At 44.2% G+C, this 18,266-nt stretch carries 13 protein-coding genes; 8 read left to right on the top strand and 5 right to left on the bottom strand.

Annotation, left to right across the window (positions count from 1 at the left end):
* The first annotated feature begins 3 nt into the window (after positions 1-3).
* The 8 genes from hisH (at position 4) to hepB (ending at position 8,793) form a co-directional block, all read left to right on the top strand.
* Complete coding sequence (gene hisH / locus DW121_RS07545; RefSeq protein ID WP_118323433.1) at positions 4-594, top strand: imidazole glycerol phosphate synthase subunit HisH; 591 nt, start codon at positions 4-6, stop codon at positions 592-594.
* 47 nt (positions 595-641) lie between these two features.
* Positions 642-1,364: a 1-(5-phosphoribosyl)-5-[(5-phosphoribosylamino)methylideneamino]imidazole-4-carboxamide isomerase gene (hisA, locus tag DW121_RS07540; RefSeq protein WP_117713260.1), complete on the top strand. Its 723-nt coding sequence runs from the start codon at positions 642-644 to the stop codon at positions 1,362-1,364.
* Positions 1,365-1,406: 42 nt separating this feature from the next.
* The gene (hisF, locus tag DW121_RS07535) at positions 1,407-2,165 is read left to right on the top strand and encodes an imidazole glycerol phosphate synthase subunit HisF (protein WP_117713261.1); all 759 of its coding nucleotides are present in this window, start codon (positions 1,407-1,409) and stop codon (positions 2,163-2,165) included.
* Positions 2,166-2,236: 71 nt separating this feature from the next.
* A complete protein-coding gene (gene hisIE, locus DW121_RS07530) occupies positions 2,237-2,845 on the top strand; it encodes a bifunctional phosphoribosyl-AMP cyclohydrolase/phosphoribosyl-ATP diphosphatase HisIE (protein ID WP_117713262.1) in 609 nt (202 codons plus the stop codon).
* A 6-nt stretch (positions 2,846-2,851) separates the two neighbouring features.
* Positions 2,852-3,559: a cell division ATP-binding protein FtsE gene (locus DW121_RS07525; protein WP_117713263.1), complete on the top strand. Its 708-nt coding sequence runs from the start codon at positions 2,852-2,854 to the stop codon at positions 3,557-3,559.
* A gap of 35 nt (positions 3,560-3,594) precedes the next feature.
* Positions 3,595-4,911, top strand: a complete 1,317-nt coding sequence (locus tag DW121_RS07520; RefSeq protein ID WP_117713264.1) for an aspartate kinase — start codon at positions 3,595-3,597, stop codon at positions 4,909-4,911.
* Positions 4,912-4,999: 88 nt separating this feature from the next.
* Positions 5,000-6,160, top strand: coding sequence for a diaminopimelate decarboxylase (lysA, locus tag DW121_RS07515; RefSeq protein WP_117713265.1), 1,161 nt, complete (start codon positions 5,000-5,002; stop codon positions 6,158-6,160).
* A 290-nt stretch (positions 6,161-6,450) separates the two neighbouring features.
* Positions 6,451-8,793, top strand: coding sequence for a heparin/heparin-sulfate lyase HepB (hepB, locus tag DW121_RS07510; protein WP_117713266.1), 2,343 nt, complete (start codon positions 6,451-6,453; stop codon positions 8,791-8,793).
* A 31-nt stretch (positions 8,794-8,824) separates the two neighbouring features.
* Here the strand turns inward: hepB and DW121_RS07505 are convergent, their stop codons facing one another.
* From DW121_RS07505 to DW121_RS07485, 5 genes are all read right to left on the bottom strand, one after another.
* The gene (locus DW121_RS07505) at positions 8,825-9,895 is read right to left on the bottom strand and encodes a hypothetical protein (RefSeq protein ID WP_118323432.1); all 1,071 of its coding nucleotides are present in this window, start codon (positions 9,893-9,895) and stop codon (positions 8,825-8,827) included.
* Positions 9,885-12,758 carry a DEAD/DEAH box helicase family protein gene (locus DW121_RS07500; RefSeq protein ID WP_118323431.1) on the bottom strand — a complete coding sequence of 958 codons (2,874 nt, stop codon included), beginning with the start codon at positions 12,756-12,758 and terminating at the stop codon, positions 9,885-9,887. The genes DW121_RS07505 and DW121_RS07500 overlap by 11 nt, the downstream gene beginning before the upstream one ends.
* Positions 12,759-12,760: 2 nt before the next feature.
* Positions 12,761-14,713, bottom strand: coding sequence for a site-specific DNA-methyltransferase (locus DW121_RS07495; RefSeq protein WP_118323430.1), 1,953 nt, complete (start codon positions 14,711-14,713; stop codon positions 12,761-12,763).
* Positions 14,714-15,305: 592 nt separating this feature from the next.
* A complete protein-coding gene (locus tag DW121_RS07490; RefSeq protein WP_118323429.1) occupies positions 15,306-16,127 on the bottom strand; it encodes a hypothetical protein in 822 nt (273 codons plus the stop codon).
* A 20-nt stretch (positions 16,128-16,147) separates the two neighbouring features.
* On the bottom strand, positions 16,148-18,266 hold a 2,119-nt coding region (locus DW121_RS07485), incomplete at its 5' end, for a fimbrillin family protein (RefSeq protein ID WP_147399667.1).

The raw sequence follows: 18,266 nt of genomic DNA, 5'->3' as shown, positions 1-18,266 counted from the left end.
CGAATGAAGGTTGCAGTTGTCAAATATAATGCAGGTAATATCCGTTCGGTGGACTATGCTTTGAAGCGTTTGGGTGTTGAGGCGGAGATTACGGCAGATGAAGCGGTGTTACGTGCTGCGGATAAAGTCATCTTTCCCGGAGTGGGCGAGGCGGAGACAACCATGAATTTCCTGAGAGCCGAAGGAATGGATAAACTGATAAAGGAATTGCGTCAGCCGGTGCTGGGCATTTGTCTGGGGATGCAGCTGATGTGCCGCCATTCGGAAGAAGGGAATGCAGATTGTCTCGGTATTTTTGATGTTGACGTGAAGCGTTTTGTATCACAGAAGCATGAGGATAAAGTGCCCCATATGGGTTGGAATACAATTTCACAGACTGACAGCGACCTTTTTAAAGGTTTTACGAAAGAAGAATTTGTCTATTTCGTACACAGCTTTTACGTTCCGGTCAACGACTGTACGGCTGCCGTAACGGATTATATACTTCCGTTCAGCGCCGCTTTACATAAGGACAACTATTATGCCACTCAGTTCCATCCCGAAAAGAGTGGAAGCGTAGGCGAACGTATCCTACAGAATTTCTTGGACTTATAGATGAAAGGAGTCACTATTTGTTAATTCGTAATTTGTAATTAATTGAAATGATAGAGTTAATTCCCGCTATTGATATTATCGATGGAAAGTGCGTACGGCTATCTCAAGGTGATTATGATAGTAAGAAAGTGTATAATGAGAACCCTGTGGAAGTGGCTAAGGAACTTGAAGCGCATGGTATTCGCCGCCTTCATGTGGTAGACCTCGATGGGGCCGCATCTCATCATGTGGTGAACTACCGCACGTTGGAGCAGATTGCTTCCCGCACTTCCTTGATTATAGATTTCGGTGGCGGGGTGAAGAGCGATGAAGATTTGATTATCGCTTTTGAGAATGGTGCGCAAATGGTGACGGGGGGAAGTATTGCCGTAAAGAATCCGGAGCGTTTCTGCCATTGGCTGCAAACATACGGTTCGGAGAAAATCATCCTTGGAGCTGATGTAAAAGACCATAAGATTGCCGTCAATGGGTGGAAAGATGAGAGCTCTTGCGAATTATTCCCTTTCTTGAAAGATTATATTGAGAAAGGAATCCGTAAAGTTATCTGTACGGACATCAATTGCGACGGAATGTTGCAAGGGCCTTCTATCTCTTTGTATAAAGAGATATTGGAAGTGCATTCGGGTCTTTATCTTATAGCCAGTGGCGGAGTGAGTTGTGCTGATGATATTCATCAATTGGAAGCTGCGGGTGTACCTGCCGTTATTTTTGGTAAGGCGCTGTACGAAGGGCGTATAACTTTCAAGGAACTGGAGGGATTTATGATTTAAGATTCATAAATCATAGCTTATAAATCATAAATAGGAAACAGAGTGTTAGCAAAAAGAATCATTCCCTGCCTCGACATCAAAGACGGGCAGACTGTAAAAGGAACCAATTTTGTGAACTTACGTCATGCAGGCGATCCGGTTGAGTTGGCACGTGCTTATAGCGAGCAGGGTGCTGACGAATTGGTTTTTCTGGATATTACTGCCAGCTTCGAGGGGCGGAAAACATTTGCCGAACTGGTGAAGCGTATTGCCGCCAACATCAGCATACCTTTCACCGTGGGGGGCGGTATACATGAATTGAGTGACGTAGACCGGTTGCTGAATGCCGGTGCGGATAAAATATCTATCAATTCCTCAGCTATTCGCCGTCCCGAATTGATTGACGAGATAGCCAAGCATTTCGGTTCACAGGTTTGTGTACTGGCTGTTGACGCCAAACAGACGGAAAAGGGCTGGTGGTGCTATCTTAACGGTGGACGTGTAGAAACCGACAAAGAGCTCTTTTCTTGGACAAAAGAAGCGCAGGAGCGTGGTGCCGGTGAAGTGCTTTTTACCAGTATGAACCACGACGGTGTAAAGACCGGATATGCCAACGAAACTCTTGCTGTCCTTGCCGATGGACTTTCCATACCGATAATCGCATCAGGTGGAGCAGGTGCGAAAGAGCATTTCCGTGATGTCTTTTTAGAGGGAAAAGCGGATGCTGCCTTGGCTGCCAGCGTTTTTCATTTCGGAGAAATCAAAATTCCCGATTTAAAATCGTATCTTTGCGCCCGGGGAATCGCAATGCGCCGGATTTGAAAAGTGATAATTTGAAAAGATGATAAGGCGGTAGTGTGATAAAGTGATAAATACCTAATAATATATTTGAGATGTTGGATTTTGACAAAATGAACGGACTCGTTCCGGCAATTATACAAGACGCTGACACAGCTAAGGTGCTGATGTTGGGTTTTATGAACCGGGAAGCATATGACAAGACCGTAAAAACCGGTAAGGTAACATTCTTTAGCCGTACAAAGAATCGTCTTTGGACAAAAGGGGAGGAGAGCGGTAACTTCTTGAACGTAGTTTCCATGAAAGAGGACTGCGACAAGGATACTCTACTAATCCAAGTACATCCGGTTGGCCCGGTTTGCCATACGGGTACGGACACTTGCTGGGGTGAGAAAAACGAACAGCCCGTTATGTTCCTGAAGCTCCTTCAGGATTTCATCGACAAGCGTCATGCCGAAATGCCGGAAGGCTCCTACACAACCAGCCTGTTTCAGTCGGGTGTTAATAAGATGGCGCAGAAAGTGGGTGAAGAAGCGGTTGAAACGGTCATTGAAGCGTGTAATGGTACTGACGAACGCTTGATATATGAAGGGGCTGATTTGTTGTACCACCTCATCGTATTGCTGACCTCTAAAGGTTATCGCATAGAAGATTTGGCACGCGAGTTGGAGGAGCGGCACAGTGCGACTTGGAAGAAACATTAAGTTATTATGGACGAAGTGCTGATACGATATAAAGACGTGGAGATACACCAGCAGGAACTGTGTGTGTTGAACGATGTAAATTTGGAGCTGCACAAAGGAGAGTTTGTCTACCTTATCGGCAAAGTCGGTTCGGGTAAGACAAGTTTGCTCAAAACCTTTTACGGCGAACTGGATGTTGCATCGGGGGATGCCGAAGTGCTTGGATATGATATGTTGCATATCAAGCGCAAGCATATTCCGCAGTTACGTCGTAAGTTGGGTATCGTATTTCAGGACTTCCAGTTGCTTACCGACCGTACGGTGTACGACAATCTTGAGTTTGTGCTCCGTGCTACCGGATGGAAGAACAAGGGGGAGATAAAAGACCGTATCAGCGAAGTATTGCAATTGGTGGGTATGAATAATAAAGGCTATAAATATCCTAACGAATTGTCGGGTGGTGAACAGCAACGTATCGTGATAGCCCGTGCCGTACTCAACTCTCCGGAAATTATCCTTGCCGATGAGCCTACGGGAAACTTGGATGTGGAGACAGGTTTTGCTATAACCCAGCTTCTACATAATATTAGTGAGGCAGGTTCGCTTGTTATTATGACTACGCACAATATGCAGTTGCTTTGGGAATATCCGGGACGCGTATATCGTTGTGCCGACCATTTGATAACGGATGTAACGGAGCAGTATTCTGTTCCGGAGCCAGCAGAAGAAAAGTAAAAAAGATTATATAACATTTTAATACAGGAACGAAAATGAAAGTTTTAAAGTTTGGAGGTACTTCAGTAGGTTCGGCTCAGAGAATTAAGGAAGTAGCCAAATTGATTACCGATGGTGAACGTAAGATTGTAGTTCTTTCCGCCATGTCGGGAACTACAAACACATTGGTTGAAATTTCGGACTATCTGTACAAGAAAAATCCGGAAGGTGCTAATGAGATTATCAACAGACTGGAAGCGAAATACCGCCAGCATATTGATGAACTTTATGCTACTCCTGAATATAAAGAGAAGGGATTGGAACTTATCAAATCTCATTTCGACTATATCCGTTCTTATACCAAAGACCTCTTTACACTGTTCGAGGAGAAAGTAGTGTTGGCACAGGGTGAGTTGATTTCTACCGCCATGATGAACTACTATCTGCAGGAATGTGGCGTGAAGTCTGTTCTGCTTCCGGCTTTAGAATATATGCGTACGGACAAGAATGCAGAGCCCGATCCGGTTTATATTAAAGATAAACTTAACGTTCAGCTCGAATTGCATCCCGATGCCGAAATTTATATCACACAAGGTTTCATCTGTCGCAATGCCTATGGCGAGGTAGATAATCTGCAACGCGGTGGTAGCGACTATACCGCTTCATTGATAGGTGCGGCTGTCAAGGCTTCTGAAATTCAGATTTGGACGGATATTGACGGTATGCACAACAATGACCCTCGTATTGTAGATAAGACTTCTCCGGTACGCCATCTCCACTTTGAAGAGGCGGCTGAGTTGGCATATTTCGGTGCGAAGATTCTGCATCCTACCTGTATTCAGCCTGCCAAGTACGCTAACATTCCTGTACGCTTGCTCAATACAATGGACCCAACAGCTCCGGGTACACTCATTTCCAACGATACGGAGAAGGGTAAAATCAAGGCAGTAGCCGCCAAGGAGAATATTACGGCTATCAAAATTAAGTCCAGCCGTATGTTGCTGGCCCATGGTTTCCTGCGCAAAGTGTTTGAAATCTTTGAAAGCTATCAGACTTCTATCGACATGATCTGTACTTCAGAGGTAGGTGTGTCTGTCTCTATCGACAATACCAAACATCTCAATGAGATTTTGGACGACTTGAAGAAATACGGTACGGTAACGGTAGATAAGGATATGTGTATCATCTGCGTGGTAGGAGACCTCGAATGGGAAAATGTCGGTTTTGAAGCCAAAGCCCTTGATGCTATGCGTGACATACCGGTGCGTATGATTTCTTTCGGCGGCAGCAACTATAACATCTCTTTCCTTATCCGCGAATGTGATAAGAAACAGGCTTTACAATCGCTTAGTGATGCGTTGTTCAATGAATAATGAAAGTATACAATAGATATGAGCGCTTTTACCTTCCTGATAAAAGCGCTCTTTTTAACTAAACAAAGATATAATCCATAATAATCATATGAAAGGAATATTTCCTATTGATAAATTCCGCGAACTGCGTACTCCGTTTTATTATTACGATACGAAGATTCTGCGTGATACCCTTACCTGTATCCGTGCCGAAGCATCACGATACGATAACTATTCGGTGCATTATGCGGTAAAGGCCAATGCCAATCCTAAAGTCCTTACTATTATCCGTGAAAGCGGGATGGGGGCCGACTGTGTCAGCGGCGGTGAAATCCGTGCGGCCATCAAGGCCGGCTTCCCTGCCGATAAGATTGTATTTGCCGGTGTGGGCAAAGCCGACTGGGAGATAAACCTCGGACTGGACTATAACATCTTTTGCTTTAATGTAGAGTCTGTTCCCGAATTGGAAATTATCAATGAACTTGCTGAGGCGAAGGGCAAGGTAGCCAGTGTTGCTTTCCGTATAAACCCCAACGTAGGCGCGCATACTCATGCCAATATCACTACCGGGTTGGCGGAAAATAAATTCGGTATCAGTATGGAGGATATGGATAGTGTGATAGACGTAGCGCAGGGGATGAAGAATGTCAGGTTCATCGGACTGCACTTCCACATCGGGTCTCAGATATTGGATATGGGTGATTTTGTGGCTCTGTGCAATCGTGTCAACGAATTGCTGGATAAGCTTGAAGCCCGTCAGATACGTATTGAACACGTCAATGTCGGCGGTGGTCTCGGTATTGATTACGGACATCCCAACCGTCAGCCGGTACCCGATTTCAAACGCTACTTTGAAACTTATGACAACTGCTTGAAGCTTCGTTCTTATCAGACGCTCCATTTTGAATTGGGACGTTCGGTAGTGGGACAGTGCGGTTCGCTCATTTCAAAGGTGTTGTACGTAAAGCAAGGTACTAACAAACAGTTCGCTATTCTGGATGCAGGTATGACAGACTTGATTCGTCCTGCACTCTACCAGGCATTCCATAAGATAGAAAATATTACTTCAGATGCTCCACAGCAGACCTACGATGTGGTAGGTCCTATTTGCGAGTCATCAGATGTCTTTGGTAAAGCTGTCGACTTGAACGGTGTGAAGCGTGGTGACCTTATAGCCCTTCGCTCTGCCGGAGCCTACGGTGAAATTATGGCCTCGGGCTATAACTGTCGAGAGTTGCCGCAAGGTTATACATCGGACGAACTGGTATAGGTATACGGATATATAAAGAATTATTAAGGGGATATGTCAAAATATAAAAGCCCTATCATTAGCTTCGCTCAAAACATCTTTTGATTTTTACGCTAAGGTATAGTCTGTCATTCAGAGGAGCTTGCGACGAAGAATCTCCTCTCTTATGTATGCAGAGAAGAGATTCTTCACTACGTTCAGAATGACAGAGTGATAGGGCTTTTATATTTTGATACAACCTTTTGTTTTTTATGGCTACTTGATTTTTTTATTGTACTTTTACGGCATTAACATCTGATATAAACTTCATAATGAAACACAAAACGATTCTCTTTTCAATCAGTCTGATACTTAACTTATTTTGTCTCTCAGCGCAGGAGTTACCGAAAGACGTAGTTTGGCAGGAAGTAGAAGGAGTTAATGTACCGATTCCACCTCAAACGCACCCCCGTTTGTACGTTCGTTCATCCGATTTGCCTGCATTGAAGGAGCGTATGAAAACGCCTCAAGCGCAACAGACACTTTCTCTCATGAAAGAGTTGAGCAAAGACCGTACTCCCGCCGAAGAAGCTGCCGTTACAAATCGCGGCTTTCGTTACTATTACGAGATGCGTGGTGTTACATCGAGAGTACAGTTACAGGCTCTCGACTATTTGCTGGATGGTGACAAGCGTTTGGCACGCCGTGCCATCACCGCTATGCTCGATACGTTGCAGCGTGCCACTTTTGGTACCCGTTCCGACTTGTCGCGAGCCAGTGGTGCGATGCTGATTACGGGTGCTATGGTATATGATTGGTGCTATGACCAAATGAAGAGTTCCGAAAAACAAGCTTATATCAAAGAGTTCATCCGCTTGGCAAAGAGTATGGAATGCGGTTATCCGCCACGTAATAATCAACCCATAGCCGGGCATCCGTCAGAGTGGATGATTATGCGTGATATGCTGTCCGCCGGTATTGCCATTTATGACGAATATCCCGATATGTACAATCACGTCATTACGATGCTCTATCGTGATTATATTCCGGCACGTAACTATTTCTATGAAGGGCAGAACTATCATCAGGGGACGAATTATGTGCATGTCCGTTTTGCCTGCGATCTATTCCCTTTGTGGATTTTGGATAAAATGGGGGCCGGCAGTATTTACGATTCTTCGGCGAGATTTGTGCTCTATGATATCGTTTATCGTCGTCGGCCCGATGGAGTGTTGCTGCCTTCGGGAGATGATTATCCACAGAATCGTCCCGCATTGCTCACTATGCCTGTGCCTATGTTTTTAGCTTCCAGTTATTATAAAGATGAATATCTGGCCTATGAGTTTGAGCGTAATCCTCACTTGAATAAGTCAGGCAATGAGTCTATGAACCACTGCCTGATATACGAATTGTTGTGGCGCGACTATGATCTGAAAGGTAAAGCTCCCGATGACCTGCCGTTGACACGTTATTCCGGTACTCCTTATGGGTGGATGATTGCCCGTACCGGTTGGGATGCCAACAGTGTGATTGCCGAGATGAAAATCAACGAACAGTTTGTGGGAAACCACCAACATATGGACGGTGGCAGCTTCCAAATCTACCATAAGGGTCCTTTGGCTATTGATGCCGGCGCTTACAGCGGTAGTTCGGGCGGTTATAACAGTCCCAACAACAAGAACTATTTTAAACGTACCATTGCCCATAATTCCTTACTGGTATACGACCCTGACGAAAAGTTCGGCTGTTGGAACTATGGTGGTGGCGGAAAGACCAGATTTGCATCCAATGACGGTGGGCAGCGTATGTGCGGTGACGGTTGGAAAACTTGTAACTCGCTTGACAGTCTTTTATCCGAAGAGTATACGGTAGGTAAAGTTTTGGCTCATGGATTTGGCCCTGATGCGCAAACTCCCGACTATTCTTATTTGAAGGGTGATATAACTCAAGCATATACCCGGAAAGTAAAAGAAGCCAAGCGTTCTTTCGTTTTTCTTAATTTGAAGTCTGAAAAGGTACCTGCCGCACTTATAGTTTATGATAAAGTATCGGCTTCCAATCCCGATTTTCGTAAATACTGGTTACTGCATAGTATTGAAGAGCCTACGCTTGAGGGTAATACTTTTACTGTGCGACGTACTAAAGACGGTGACAGCGGTATGCTGCATAATACCGTTCTTCTGCCTCGGGCAGACAATATACATATTGATAAGGTTGGCGGCCCCGGTAAGGAAAACTGGGTGTTCGGTACTAACTATCCCAATGATGCCGTAGCCCCTTATCTTGACAATGCCAACGAGCGTGGAGCCTGGAGAGTAGAGGTATCACCTGCAGCCTCTGCCGTTACCGATAATTTCTTGAATGTGATACAGGTTGCCGATGACAGGTGTGATAAGCTGAACGATGTACAGCGTATTGAGAATGCACAGATAGTAGGTGCTCAATTAGCCGACCGTGTTGTGACTTTTGCCAGAAATAGTGAACAGCTATCTCAGGATTTTACCCTTACCGTCAAAGGTGCGGGTGTGTTTAAGTTTGTCATCACTGACCTTAAAGAGGGCAACTGGCAGGTAAAGAAAGATGGTCGTATCTTTATTCCGCTGGCTGAAGTGCAGGCGTCTGATGGTGTCCTTACTTTTGAGGGTAAGGCGGGCTATTACAGGTTTTGCCGATAATAACCGTCAATGAAGAAATATATTGCTTGAGTTAAGTACGTGATAATAAATCCATAAACAAGACAGGAAGACGGTCTTCGTGACCTTGTTCTAATTTCTTGTAACGATAATAAATAAGAGGGAATGTCTTGTCTCTGCCACAAAGAGGAGGTTTTTGAATATCTTTTCTCATTTGCGGTGGAGAGTATGTAAGTTTATAAGTACTGAATTGGGAGGCTATAATAGCTGCAACCTTTTTATCGCGCGAGTTGGCATACTTGTGCATTAGCAGCTGATACTCATTGTGCTTCTTCAAATCAGAGCTGAAAGGTAAATTGGGGAATGTTATTACGTCTATTTCTTTTAAAATAAAATCCTTGGATTTTTGGGACCAAGTTATGATAAACAAGCGCAATCCGGATTGAAGCCTGAGTATCTCCTGTGACTGCCACCTGCGGATGTCATTATCATACAAGGTGTATCCTTGAGGGTTGGTGCGAGCATATTTCCCTAAAAAGAACTCATTGTTACAGTGACGCTCAACCCCTGTATTTTTTGCGTTTTGAAATTCAATGATACCTATAGGCTGTAACAGTTTGGTCGATACAAAGCAATCTATATTTGTAGGCCAAGCTGTGCCGGCACGTCTTAATGCTTTATCAAAAAAAGGCAAGTCCTCTTGTTCCCGGTAGGGCTTGGAAGACTTCCATCCTTTGATAGCTGCAATCCAATCAGAGAAGGCTTGATAGCTGTTATAAGAAGCCTTAAAGATACAGGACGTTACATCCGTAATGGTATATACCCATACAGATTGCATCTCATCACAGTAGAGCACATAGGTAAGGGGAAGTCGGAATGCTTTTGCAAAATTAATCTTGCGTTGGAGTACATCGGTACTTTCCAATGCAGTGATAGCCGCCAAGACATCTGCATCGGAAGACTCGCCATCTGTTGCATCAACTCGTGCACGTTCCATTAAATGAGTAACAATATTCCGGTTGTTTTCATTACAGCCTTCAATAGAATCAAAGAAAAGCCCTGTCTTTTCGGCAAGGAGTTTCTTTGCCCAATTGCCGGCATCGCTTCGCTCGGAAGTTTCTTTACGATAATTCTTAAATATCATGGCTCTGCGGATTTGTATCTTGTATTATATTCAGGAGTTCGTCGTAACTATCCACATTGTAATAACGAACGTTTTCCGTAGAAATCTCATTAAACAATTTAGAAGCGCAGTTGATTTTTGCTTGCTCTATCTCACGATACTGTATGGAATTCATTGAACCATTTGTTTCTATGAGATAAAAGCGGTTCTTGGCAACGTCTTTCTTGAACGCAATGGCCCAGTCCGGAGAGTAGTTGCCCACAGGGGTAGGGATATGGAAACTTTTCGGAAGTTTGGCATACACTTCCACTTCATCGGCCGTTTCAAGCCTTTCACAAAAAGTTCTTTCAATGCTTTGTCCGGCAGTTCCGTCAGTAAAGACATAATCGGTTATATGCCGTTTGGCACGTATTGCCCTGTCAAAGCCTGTACTATGCTTTTCAGATGTAAAAATGGCGCTGTCATATTCTCCCTCAATTTGGTTGTATGATATGTGCTCCACAATCATTATTGCTTTTTGGCTTTTAATGATATTGATGACCTTAGTGATAAATTCTTCCGGATTTATCGCAAACATCATCTTTTTTTCAGCGGTTAGTTTACTTAGAATCTTGCCGGCGGTACGACGTGTGAGAAGTGCACCTTTGGCTATATCTCCAATCAGGTCGTATGGGGAGGTACACGCATGTGCGTTGCGCAGGTTCTGAGAATGCGATGTTACCTTTTCAAACGTGCTGCCGTTTTGGAGTTGGGATTGGGTAATCGTATCCTCTTGCTGCCCCGATGTGATATTATAGCGGATTTGGGAAACATGAAGTTCCTTATTGATGGCTTCAAAAGATTTTTTTATTAATTCTTCGCTATCGAAGTTTACAGTATAGGCATATTTATGGTTGATTCTTTTCCATAGTTCCTGAAACTCTTTCTTTTTGAAGTTTTCGTTTAAAGAATTCTTTTGAACCATAGTTTTATGCCCGTTCTCAATCATGCTATCCAAGATATGCGAGCCGTCGGCGTCAATATAGCCATTGTCACTAAGGTATGGAAAGATACTTGTTTTAGTCGGTCGGTCGTACAAGACATCACAAATCTCACGTTGTAAATCAGAAACGAAGGTGGCATAGCTTTCGCTGGCAATTACGGTCAGCTTGTTAATCTCGTGTACAAGATCTTCACCGATTGTCTGGGCATCCATGCGAGTACCGGAGCCATTTACAGCAAGCCGAAGTCCGCGGCCCACTTCCTGACGCTTGGCTATCGCATTATCAGAGTGCTTCAATGTGCATATTTGGAAGATATTAGGGTTATCCCAACCTTCACGAAGAGCCGAGTGTGAAAAGATAAACCTCGTAGGCTCGTCAAAACTAAGCAAGCGTTCTTTGTTTTTTAGAATCAGGTCATAAGCGGAAATATCATCCGAGATGTCCGAACCTCTTTTTATTTCACTGTTTATGCTGTGTCCTTTTTTGTCAATGCTGAAGTACCCTTTATGTATATTGCGCGTATCGAACTTGCGGAGATATTTTTGATATTCGTCTTCCTCGCCAGACCTGCCATCTGCTCCAAACAGTTGGAGATATTCTTTAAGAATGATATTATATTCTTCTTCAAAAATCCTGCCATATTCACCAATAAGTTCTTCGCCGGCATCATTATAAAGCCGGTACTTTGAAACTTCATCAATAAAAAATAGGGATAAAGTCTTTATACCCTGTCGAAATAATGTTTCTTCTTTCTCAAAGTGTGACTGAATTGTTTCGCGAATTTGAATGCGGCGCATATCTTTTTCTGAGATATCGCCCACCACCTCTCCTGTGTGCATCACCTTGCCATTGACAAACTCAATGGTGGCGGAAACGGGGTCTATATTATTAATGGTATATCCATCCTTATATTGTTGAAGTCCGTTGGAGGCAAGGAACAGGCTGTTGCCAACTTCAAAGGTCTTGGTTTTTCTGACGATTCCGTTCGCTTGACGGACTTCTATTTCAAGTCTCGCCATAGGAGGCTTGTTGCTGGAAATCATAATCTTTTCAAGAAACATATACCGATCGGTGCCTCTTAGATTATGCACCTCAAATCCTTTGACTTGTATTTTCTTGACGAGCTTTTTGTTATATGCGTCAAGTGCATCGAGCACATACACTTCGTTGTGATGGTTCTTGTGGGTTGCCGAGTAGTTGATGGTGAAGAGGGGATTAAAGTTCCTGATGCCGGTCTGTGTGGCGGCTCCTCCCATCTTTTGCGGTTCGTCGAGTATGACAATGGGGCGACTGGCTTTAATCACATCAATGGGGCGACGGCTGTTAAAGTCATCCCGCATGGAGTAAATAATACGACTTTCCCTGTTCTTTGCGCCTTCTTTCATTGAAGTGGCGAAGGCTTGGGTGTTGATAATCATAATATTGATGCCGGGGTCATTGGAGAACTTATCAAGTGCGCTGAGCTCTTTGCCGTTATAAATGAAGAAACGGGCTTTTTTCCCATAATGTTCCATGAAGTGTTCAACGGTCATTTCCATTGATTTCTTAACACCTTCCCGGATGGCTATACTGGGGACAACCACAATGAACTTGCTCCAGCCATATTGCTTGTTCAGCTCAAACATTGTTTTGATATAAACATATGTTTTGCCCGTACCGGTTTCCATCTCTACATCCAAAGCGCAGCGACCCATATCGCATGACAGCTTTGTAGAGAGGTGGATGTTTTGCCGGGCTTGCACCTTATTGATGTTTCTCATCAACTGCCCGTCCGACAGAATAATGTCGGCATTACGCGTGTATTCACAGTTCTTGTCGTCTTTGGGTTGGCCTGCAAATACTCTAATTATACTATCTACTGCGTCTGTCTGATATGATTGTATCTTAAAATTAAACTTCATTATCAATACACTTTTAAGTGAGTGTCCGGACTGTATGATTTGAACAGTTGTTCAAAGTTGACAGCTATACTGTCATTCGCCATGGAGCTATCACGCATAACGAAGAAGCGGGGTCTCTTTTGTGCTATCTTTGATATGGTTTCATCTGTAACGCCTGTTTCAAAACAAGCCATTATATAGCCGTCGGCTATTGAATAAACCTTTTTCTCATTTATCGTAAAGGACTCAAGCCGGCTCGAAAGAGGGCAGTCGAGTTCTAACATTGTCTGGAAGAGTAAATCGCCATCGGTGCGGTCGGGCTTTATATTGTCCACTGTTAGTTCAAAAAGGTCTTTGGCAACATATTCGGTGGGGGTGTACCACACTTGTTGCATATTGCTTGTATCGAGTTTGAGAACGCGAAAACCTGAGTCGAAGCTTGCTTCAGGGTATGTCTTCTTTATCAATGCGGCCGCTTTACGGATACGTTCCTTGCCAATCTCACAAATATTCTTGAATCCGGCTTTGTAGGCTTCGCTTTTCGCGTCTGTCGGTTCTTGGATTTGTACCATTATAAACTTCTTATGCGTTCCGTTTTTGGCGTTCATTTCCATTACCGCATGGGCGGTTGTTGCCGTTCCTGAGAAAAAGTCAAGAATGGTGCAGTCGTCATCTTGGGTTGCAAAACTGATAATGCGGCTTAGCAGTTGTACGGATTTGGGATTATCGAAAATCTTCTTTCCGTCTAAAAGTTGCTCAAGCTGTTTGGTAGAAGCACGTCCGTCTTCATAATAGATGCTTTTAAATTGCTCCTTAACAGTCTCAATACGCTTCTTGACGTGGGGTTGCGTGGTTTCGTCTTTACCCCATTCTATGTCTCCGTTTTTATCGTAATCCCAAAATGTTCTTTCTGTCCACCTCCAGCCGAATACAGGCTTCACACATGGTTTTCCTGTTGTGGGATGAATAATGTCGAAAGTGTAACCTCCGGGTTTGGTATTCGAAGAGTTGGTAGAGTTGCTATATACTCCACGTGCATCAACATTATTGTAGTGGGCCACTCCTTTTAATTCGCTTTCATGTCTTTTTATCCATTGGCGCAACAGTTTTTGTTGCTCCTGAATGTTGTCAGTCTGATTCTTAATGAGATTATACTGTGTAATAATTTCCTGCGCCTTATCGGATTCTATGAGCCATGGATTCAGGCTGTTTATGTCTTTTGCAAAGCACAATATATATTCATGCTCTGTTGAAATCTGTCGGGGATTATTGTCTGTTGCCGATTGCCATATAATTTCACCGACAAAATTTCCGGCGCCATATAATTCACAACATATCTTTTTCAGGTTCTCCACCTCGTTCTGGTCGATACTGATGAAGATAACACCGTCTTTGGTAAGGAGATTACGGGCTATCTTCAGTCTTGGATACATCATATTCAACCAATCGGTATGAAAACGACCGTTGGACTCCATATTGGGGGACAGAATGTAGCCTTCTTCATCTAATTGGCCGGAACGCTCCATATATTCGGCGGTGGTTTGGGAAAACTTATCCGGATATACAAATTCCTTGCCTGTGTTGTAGGGAGGGTCTATGTATATAAGCTTTATAGTCTCAAGGTAATTTTCTTGAAGTAGTTTTAAGACCTCCAGATTATCTCCTTCAATATAGAGGTTCTCGGTAGTATTGAACTCTCCAAAACTCTCTTTTTCGCAGGGGCGGAGTGTGTTGGTACTGGGTGCATTGGCTGCAAGAATTGCTTTACGTTTGTCAGGCCATGTAAACTGGTAGCGCTCTTCACGACCTTCAACTACAGCAGTTGAAATCTCTTGCATCAGTAAATCCTTGTCAATGGCACGTACTGTTTTGCCATTCTCATCAATCGTTTCAGTTACAATATTGGGAAATAATTCGGCGAGTTTGCGAAAATTGACATCAGCCTGATTATTCGTTTGCATTCTAAGCTTATCCATAGGGTATGATAGTTACTTCATGTGCAAAACTAAGCAAAAAGTGAAAACTCACCAAGTAAAACTGAACATATCTATGGAGGAGAATCATGTAGCATCCTCTTCACATTCCGCTTTTGGTATCCTTTGCTGTGACAAACGGTGTTTGATACATTTATAGGCTCTTGTCATCTCTTGCAATAATTCAGTATTGTCTGTGGTGAGAATCTCACGAGCCAATAGTAAACGTTGCGAATCAAGTTCCATTCTTTTTCGTATCTTTGAAGGATTAGGTAAGAGGGTTAGTTTGACTATTTTATAGATTTTAAAATCCGCTTGTCTGGGATGATTACGAAATTCTTATGGAAACTAATCTTCTTTTTAAATTAAATTTATATCATATGCGCCATTAGTGACATTAGCTTCGCTCAAAACATCTTTTGATTTTTACGCTAAGGTATAGTCTGTCATTCAGAGCGTAGCGAAGAATCTACTCTCTGCATACATAAGAGAGGAGATTCTTCGTCGCAAGCTCCTCTGAATGACAGAGTGATAGGACTTTTACATTTTGACACGAGGCTTTTTTATGATTCTGTTTTTCAATATCCTATGTCAGCTATACAAAAGGCTCGCCGTCGGGACGTATGGTGCCGTTTTCAGAACTCATATCGATGGGATAGGACTGGTTGGCTTTGACATCGGCGGCTGCGAGGTCTATGGTCTTTTTATTAAGGGTGGTAAGGGATATGTCTCCGGGGAGTGCATAATACACTCCATTTTGCGTGAGAGTGTTTGATGCGGCGGTGGGAGTGATGGTGAAACTGCCGTTGGCGGGCTGTGTGTCTATGCTTTGGGGAATATTGAAAGAACTGGCAGTAACGGTATTGGAAGCGTCGACTATTCCGGTTACCTCCAACCGCACCAGTGCGCTTTGGAATTTTAACGGAATGGCGGCGGTAGAGGCGTTAACTGTGATGCCCGTGGCGGTGGCTTTCATTACGACGCTATTTGCGGTGGGGGTCAGGATATTGCCGGACAGAGTGCCTTTGGCATAGATGGCTTCTATATTGACGGTGGCGCCTGACGGGGCGGAGAGTGCCGGGTCGGGGTCGCTCCAAGTGCCGGTGCTGCCGCTGATGGTGTATGTGGCGGTGGAGTAGGCATACGTAGTGGCTCCTCCGCTTGCGGTGATTGTTGCGGCAAGATATATCTTGTCGCCGTTCTCCCACGTTAAGGCTGTGCCCGAATCTGCGACGCGGGTGTGGGTACCTCCTGTTGCTTTCACAAAGGGGATGGTCTCGCCTATGGCGAGGGTGAGGGGCTGCGGGTCGGCAGAGGGTAGCCCGTCTTGTTCCGTGCAGGCGGCACAGAGTACTAATAGGCTCATGCCGCATATGCCGAGCGCACTGTACAGGGTGTGTAGGATATACTTTTTCATTGTTATGCTGTTTTTTCAGGTTAGGGGGTAATGTTCAATTCATCGTAGTTTATTTCGGGATATGCTGTATTGGCCGGGGTTTCTTTCCAGAATTTTCGAGAATTCCACGGCTTGGTTATGTAATCCGTAAAATATGAATTGGTGGCGGGGGCATACTTTATGAAGTTGAATCTTGTGTTTGATGTACCGCCATTCCACATGATGTTTTGTGCTATTTTTCCTTGGCTGACATAATAGCAACTTTGTACATATGAGCTGCTGGGCGCGAAAAAGTAAGCGGTTAAAGCATTTTGAAAAACCCCAGACTTCAGTTCTTTTAGGTCTAGACCGTAATAACAGCTTATTATTCTACTGGTAGTTTCTATTTTAGCGACAAAACCGCCAATACGGAAATTGCTCATAAGAGTACTGCTGTTCTCTAATTGGGGATGTATTAAAGTAATAGGACTATAGCTGTAGCAAGCTCTACAATTGTAGGTATTAGAGCCGGCAGAGCCGGTATAACCAATAAAACCGCCTATGAGCAATTCTTGGACTGAACCGGAAGAGGAGCCGGAAGCCCCTGTGAAAGAGACTTCTATTGCTCCCGTAGTAGAAGAATAAGAACCGTAAATCTCGTTGCCAATACTACCATCGGTATCACTGCCTATGAAGCCTCCCACCCTGATAATATGTTGGTTTGGTGCATTAAAAGTTCCCAATTTTATGTAGCCCGAAGATCGGCAGGATAGGATGTTGCATACGGATATCTTTCCTATGAATCCTCCTACATAACAGAGGTAAGGTGCAGTACTTGCTCTATCGGTGATAATTCCGTTTTCTCCTATATTAACATCAGAACGACAGAAGGATATGGTGGTATTGGCTGCACTTCCTATTAATCCGCCTGTTGCGTATACCTTGCCATCATTTATTACATTATAGCAAGAAACTTTATTTATGCTTCCGCTGGCGGAACAAGCCGCTATATTTCCTCCGCTGGCATATCCTACTAATGCCCCTGTATATTGCAGGATTGCGAGAGGTGTAATATTTACAGCGCGTAGATGTATGCCTATCAAGGTGCCATTGCTACCACCGAAAAGACCGGCGGTAGTACGGTATCTCGCACCTCCCAAATTCAAATTACTTATGGTGTGGCCATTCCCGTTATAGGTTCCACTAAAAGGCTTTTCGGCTATTCCTATCGGAAACCAGTCATTGGCGTCTGTGGTATGGCTGCTGTTGCTGCTGCTCGCGAGGTCTTGCAAGTTGATGTCGGCTATTTGTATGGCGTTCTTATTTGTGGCTTTGCCGTTGTTTACATCGTCACGGAAATTGGCAAGGTCTTCGGCGGTGGCTATGACATAGTCGTAGCCCTCATATTTGGGTGTGGGCTTTTCCTGTGCATCCCATGCCATGTCTGCATCTACTGCGATGGAGATGATTTGGTTATCCTTTATAGTGAAGGTGTAGCCGATGGCTTTGCCCGGTGTCCAGTCGTTGGCATTGGGGAGGGTGGTTGTTATGGTTTTGGAAGTGCTTCCGTCGAGGTAGGTGAGTGATACTTCGGTATCTGTCATGTGGTCGGGCGGCAGGAAGAATTCTTTGACGGTTGTTGCTGTGCTGCCTGCGGTGATGTTGAGGTTGGTGGCGGTGCAAGTGGTTCTATTTTTAGATAGAGTTCTCACAGTGATTCCGGTGTCGCTACCATTAAATTTGATTCCTGTAGCATAGACACACTCGGTGCTGACTCCGGTTATCGTCTTTGACCCGCCGCCTTCCACTTTCACTTTAAAGATTACTTTGGTCGTAGCGTGCTTCATGGTGAACCGAACGGTGCCATGATTGTTGGTGCAATTCAGTTCGCCTAAAGAGTATAGGATGTCGAGTTCGCCTTTTACGGGTGTATATATAATGGCGGGGCTGCCATTTGTGGTGACAGAGGTGGGAGCTGCTGATATTTGGTCACCACCGGAAGGTACAGAGGCGCTGTGTGGTGCATATGCAAAGAATGAGACTTTATCGTTGGGGTTGGCGGGCCAATATTTTACGGGGCTGTACGTCCATGTGCCGTTTACTTTCTTCACCGATTGGTTGCATAGGAGATTGGGGGCAAAACCTGTGGAGGCCATGTAGCTTGTGCCTGTATTGTATGCA

Origin of the sequence: Bacteroides sp. AM10-21B (assembly GCF_003472565.1) — a bacterium.
GTDB lineage: Bacteria > Bacteroidota > Bacteroidia > Bacteroidales > Bacteroidaceae > Bacteroides > Bacteroides propionicigenes.
The sequence above is the reverse complement of the archived record's forward strand: the minus strand, read 5'-3'. Positions and strand labels throughout refer to the sequence as shown.